Origin of the sequence: Paraburkholderia sp., from assembly GCF_049581445.1 — a bacterium.
Lineage (GTDB): Bacteria > Pseudomonadota > Gammaproteobacteria > Burkholderiales > Burkholderiaceae > Paraburkholderia.
The window spans coordinates 1-4,123 of the sequence record NZ_JBAURZ010000060.1 but is presented as its reverse complement, the minus strand read 5'-3'; the positions used below and the strand labels follow the sequence as shown (position 1 = coordinate 4,123).

4 protein-coding genes and 1 pseudogene are annotated in these 4,123 nt (G+C 61.0%); 1 reads left to right on the top strand and 4 read right to left on the bottom strand.

Features of this window, described 5'->3' with window-relative positions; genetic code table 11:
* From WCA85_RS04455 to WCA85_RS04440, 4 genes and pseudogenes are all read right to left on the bottom strand, one after another.
* A pseudogene (locus tag WCA85_RS04455) lies at positions 1–164 on the bottom strand (glycosyltransferase family 1 protein); the annotation flags it as partial.
* Complete coding sequence (locus WCA85_RS04450; RefSeq protein ID WP_424061963.1) at positions 161–1,339, bottom strand: glycosyltransferase family 4 protein; 1,179 nt, start codon at positions 1,337–1,339, stop codon at positions 161–163. The pseudogene WCA85_RS04455 and the gene WCA85_RS04450, both read right to left, overlap by 4 nt.
* Positions 1,340–1,350: 11 nt before the next feature.
* Positions 1,351–2,946 carry a hypothetical protein gene (locus WCA85_RS04445; protein ID WP_424061962.1) on the bottom strand — a complete coding sequence of 532 codons (1,596 nt, stop codon included), beginning with the start codon at positions 2,944–2,946 and terminating at the stop codon, positions 1,351–1,353.
* 134 nt (positions 2,947–3,080) lie between these two features.
* The gene (locus tag WCA85_RS04440) at positions 3,081–3,614 is read right to left on the bottom strand and encodes a GNAT family N-acetyltransferase (RefSeq protein WP_424061961.1); all 534 of its coding nucleotides are present in this window, start codon (positions 3,612–3,614) and stop codon (positions 3,081–3,083) included.
* A gap of 254 nt (positions 3,615–3,868) precedes the next feature.
* Between WCA85_RS04440 and WCA85_RS04435 the strand changes: the two genes are divergently transcribed.
* The gene (locus WCA85_RS04435) at positions 3,869–4,120 is read left to right on the top strand and encodes an acyl carrier protein (RefSeq protein WP_424061960.1); all 252 of its coding nucleotides are present in this window, start codon (positions 3,869–3,871) and stop codon (positions 4,118–4,120) included.
* Positions 4,121–4,123: the final 3 nt, after the last annotated feature.

Genomic DNA, 4,123 nt, shown 5'->3' with positions numbered 1-4,123 from the left:
CCCGAGGCCTGCTCGACACCTGGACTGCCCGCTACCAGCCCGCGCACACTGACGCCCTGCGCCGGCAGCGACTGGATGAGGGCCATGAACATGCGATCGAGGCCGCCAGGCCGTTCGCTAAACCAATGCATGCCGATCTGCAACGAATCAATAGGGTCGCTCATAGGTCGATGGAAACGGCCGAGCCAGATGGAGGAATGCGGGCGGGGACATGATGGGCGCGGACCTGTTCGTATAGCGACAGATAGCGTTGCCCCATGGTGCCCCAGCCCAACGTTTTAGCGAGTGCGCGCGCAGCCTGCCCCATCTGTCGGGCTTGCTCGCGATCACCGGCAAGTGTTTCTATCACCTTGGCAAGACCGCGCGCGTCTTCCGGATCGTCGAGCACGAAGCCGCAGTCGGGCCCGATCACCTCCGCTCCACCGGCCGTTTTCGCAGTCACGACGGGCAGCGCCGCAGCCAGCGCCTCCAGCAGCGCCAGGCTCATCGCTTCATAACGCGACGGGAACACGAAGGCATCGACCGACCGCATCAGCGCGGGCATATCCGCGACGAAGTCGGTGAAATGCACCCGCTGCGCCACGCCCAGTTCAGCAGCGAGCGCGGGAAACGGACTACTGTGCAGGCGCCCGGCAACGACCAGGTGGACATCATCGGACGTCAAGGCGAGCGCCCGCAGTACGGTATCAAGATTCTTGCGAGAGACGCGCAGATCGCCCGCGAACAGCAACATGAACGGCTTGTCAGGCAGTCCGAAGCGTGCGCGCTGCGCAGGACCCGGCGCAAATTCTTCGACGTCAACCCCGTTATGGATCACCTTGAGGCACCCAGGATCAATGCCGAGCGCCTGTACTTCAGTACGGACTTTTTCCGAAACCGGCACCACTACCTGCGCGTTCCTGAATGCCCGCCCCTCGAGGCACGCATTGAGCCGCGTATAGGTGACCTGATAGGCATCGTAGAGGCCACCCAAAAACCGATACGGATAGAAGCCGCAGCGATACCACCCGTCATGCACGAAGTGCACCGAGTTGACATCGGCGCGCGCCCAGGTGATGAAACCGTTCACATGCACGATGTCAAACTCGCGACGGTGTCCGCGGATCCACAAGCCAGTGCGCCAGGCGAAGACCTGGTACTGCAGAAGCCGTGAGGGCAACGCACTCGCGGATATCTGAACGAAACGCGCACGTGGGTGACTCACCAGCTCCTGCGCCGCCTGCGATGCAAGCATCGTCACCGAGTGACCGGCCGCCAGTGCAGCGCGCGCAATTTCATAGTTGACCCGCCCCTGCCCGTCGTTTTTCGCGAGGACGTGCGTCACGATCAGAATCCGCATCGGCTCGCCGCTCATGTCCCGCTCCCGGTGACGACCAGACGTGCGACGGTGGGCACAGAAGCGCCCACTGAGGCAGCCTCTGACGCCGCCGCAGCCTTTGCCGCCGCCCTGTCTGCCATATAAGACGCATGCCGGGCGTAACGCAAGCCGATGACCGGCATCATGACGCCTATGAAAAAGAACATCCCAGAGGTGGACACGAGCGTGTTCACCATAATCATCTGGCCGAAAATAGCGACCGAAACGCCCACGCCACACAGCGCAAAACGGTCATGTGGCCGCAATCGGCTAGCCAGAAACGCTCGCCAAATCAGCATGAAAATCCCTGTCGTGTACAGCAGCGTACCAGGCCAGCCGAGCACAATGGGCACCTCCATCAGGCCGCTATCGAAAACGACGCCAGCGGTTTGCGTCGCCTGATCGGCGGCGAGTTTGGTGCCGTTGCCCGTGGTGCCGAGCCCTTGCCCCGCGATTTCGGATAGCGCGATGGGCAGAAACGCACCATAGAAACCGGCGCGCGACTGGAAGCTGTTGTCCTGGCTGATGTCCCCTAACGTATCGAAGCGCTTGGTCAACTTCGACGATATCTCGTCGACCATCATGACCGGCGCGCACAGCACGCCAATGCCCAGAACCGCGGTGATGAGACGCATACGGCTCTTGCCGTCGAGCATCATGAGCGGATAGAGCAGTCCGATAAATACCCCAGCCCAGCAACTGCGCACGGACGTGAACATCAGCGCGGGAACACCGAAAATTGCCATCGCTATCCGCAAACGCCCACGCGCCGCAAGCGACATCACGAGCAAATACATCATGGTGATTGCAAACGGTCCGGTGGAATTCATCGTGCTCCAGATCCGCATGCTGTACGGGAGGGGCTGGCCGACGGCCGCCATCATCTTCGAATGGATCAGCCAGAACGCTTCCCACGGCGGCGGAGAAACAAACTGGATCACACCGTAGACACCCATCAAAAGGCCGCCGTACACGGACGTTTTAAGCAACACGCGGTGATACTCAGGATAGTGCTCCCACGTCGCGACGAGGTGAAATCCGATCAGCGCAGGAAACAGCCAGTTGACGAGCGTAAATAACGCCGCCGCCATGCCGACCTGGGCCATCCCGACAATGAACCCATAAAAGAGCGCAACGACAATCAGTACGAGCGGTGCACAACGGCGCTGTCCAAGCGCTTCGAGATTCTTGAGCAGCGAAAAGCCAGTTAGCGCGACCGCCAGCAGGGGCGCAACCAGAACCATGCTTTTATCGTTGAACGTCCCGCTGGTGAAATCCACCAGACGCCGCATCTCGGGCGCAAGAAAGAACAACCAGCAGACGAAGCCAATGTAATGGGCCGGTGAGCGCCGATAGAACATCGCGGCGAGTGTAAATGCGCCAACCGGAAACAGCATTTCGACGACGTGTCCCTGATGCAGCAGGATGAGCAGCAACGAAGTGAGGAAGAATCCGACCGGCAGGCCCACCGGATAGCGTTGCACCCACGACTGCATCCTGGCCGGCGATTGGGCGGACGTACGCGGGCGCGCCTTTCCAGCGGGTAACGCGCCCGGCGAGGGCGAAAGCGAAGATGCGATTCTCAACATGCATGGCCCCCGGGGCAAGAATCCGGCGCGAAGTGACAGGCTCCTGGTTGCCCGCCTTGATGCAAGGACGTGCGAGGTATCACATCGGCATCACCCAGGCATCGCACCAGCAACATGCGATGCCCAACGCGCCGTCAAAGTAGTTCGAATGTATTGACCGCCGTCAGACCGCCGCGCGCGCGGTGTCCATTGAGAGATTTCTCTGCCCCGCCGCGTTGCTGGCGCGTGAGGCCGATAAACGGCATGCCGTGTTCGAGGAACGGTCCTTCTGTCTTACGGAATCCGAATTGCTCGTAAAAACTCTTCAGTCCAATCGGCGCCGTGACGCGCACGAGGCGTCCAGGCCAGCGCTCAGCCACCGCGCGCAGGGCCCGCTCGATCAGCATTTCCGCTGTGCCATCACCGCGCCGCGCGGGACTCGTCAGAATCTTGTCGATCACCACGTCGGGATCTTCCGCGTCGCCCGGTTGCAGACGGGCATAGGCCATCACCGGCATCGGTCGCGACATGTCCTCCACCGCAAACACGTGCAATGCAGTTTCGTCGTGCCCATCTGCATCGAGGCATACGTGGGCCTGTTCGACAACGAACACTGCACTGCGCGCACGCATGATCAGATACAACTCACGCGCAGTGAACTGCTCGAACTCCAGGGTTTTCCAGTTCATCACGTCTTCCTCACCGTTTTTCCCGCCGGATGCGATAGAGACACGTTACGCCGCGGACCCTGCAATTTCAGTGCGCCACCGCACCGACGATGAAGGGCCGTAATCCGTTTAATACGCCTAACCGGCCACCGGTATCAGGCGTGCTGACCGGTTGTGGACCGGGCCATCGGCAATGCACTCGGGGTGCCGAACCGACGTGGCAGGACCGACTCAATTGCTGCTTGGCGACTTACCTTCGAGGGGAGCCATACTTCATGAAAACCGCACTTCGACGCATCCTTTCCGAATCGGCACGTCTTGACGTTCCGCCGGACACCCTGGCGGACGACGCCGACCTCTATGCAGCAGGCCTGTCGTCGCTCGCAACCGTGCACCTGATGCTTGCGATTGAAGACGAATTCGACGTTGAAATCCCGGATCGTATGTTGACGCGCCGGCTCTTCTCGAGCATCGACTCGCTGGCTTCAGCCGTGACCGAGTTGCAACGGGCGAAGGCGGCAGCATGAATG